This is a genomic window from Agrobacterium sp. DKPNP3 (assembly GCF_052686535.1).
In genome coordinates this window covers 1-1,168 of sequence record NZ_JBQYSN010000182.1, presented here as the reverse complement: position 1 = coordinate 1,168, position 1,168 = coordinate 1, and the positions used below count along the sequence as shown (strand labels likewise).

Genomic DNA, 1,168 nt, shown 5'->3' with positions numbered 1-1,168 from the left:
AGCAGGTCGTTCAGCGACGCCACTTCCTTGGCGAGGCTATGGCTGGCGGCATTGGTTTCTTCCACCATTGCCGCATTCTTCTGCGTGTCCTGGTCCATCTGGTTGACGGCCGTGTTGATCTGCTGCAGGCCGGACGACTGTTCCTGCGCGGATTCCACGATGGAGACGACGTGGCGGTTGATCTCCTGCACTTCGGAAACGATGGTCGCCAGCGCCTTGCCCGTGTCGCCCACCAATTGCACGCCCTGCTGCACCTGGTCGTTCGAGGTGGTGATCAGCGCCTTGATCTCCTTGGCCGCGCTTGCGGAACGCTGCGCAAGCTCGCGCACCTCCTGCGCGACAACGGCAAAACCCTTGCCCGCCTCACCCGCACGCGCCGCTTCCACACCGGCATTCAGCGCCAGAAGATTGGTCTGGAAGGCGATCTCGTCGATCACGCCGATGATGTTGGAGATCTCATTGGCGGATTTGGCGATCTGCTCCATGGCAACCACGGCGCGGCGCACCACATCGCCGGATTGTTCCGCACCCGCCTTGGCCCGGCTGACGATCTGGCCTGCTTCCTGGGCGCGACGGGTGGAATCCCGCACCGTCGTGGTGATCTCTTCCAGAGCGGCTGCGGTTTCTTCCACGGCGGCGGCCTGCTGTTCGGTACGCTTGGCAAGATCGTCGGCAGCAGACTTGATCTCGTTGGCTCCGGCGCCGATGCCACCGGCATTCTGCGCAACCCGGGTCAGCGCCGATTGCAGCTTTTCGGCCGACATGTTGAAGTCATTGCGCACGCCATCGAGCGTCTCGGTGAAAGGCTGGTCGATGCGATAGGAGACGTCACCGTCCGAAAGCTTCGACAGGCCGGCGGCCAGATTATCGACGGCAAATTTGACGTCGGCTGCTTCCTTTGCCTTCTGCTGTTCGCGCGCGATGCGTTCCTTCTCCGACATCGACCGATTGGCTTCGGTTTCCTGTTCGAGGCGAATGCGCTCGATGGCATTCTCGCGGAACACCTGAACCGCCATCGCCATCTGGCCCACTTCGTCCTTGCGATCCATGCCGTCGATTTCGGCCGCCGTATCACCGGCAGCAAGCGACGCCATACGCTCCCGCAGGCGGGCAATCGGCGTGGTGATGCCGCGCGAGGCCACGAACAGCGCGAGAATAATGCCGGCGA

The 1,168-nt window shown here is 62.8% G+C and carries 1 protein-coding gene; it reads right to left on the bottom strand.

Going from position 1 to position 1,168, the window contains the following annotated elements; all coding sequences use genetic code 11:
* The coding region (locus ACUTJJ_RS25010; RefSeq protein ID WP_445543781.1) for a methyl-accepting chemotaxis protein at positions 1-1,168 on the bottom strand (1,168 nt) is incomplete at both ends.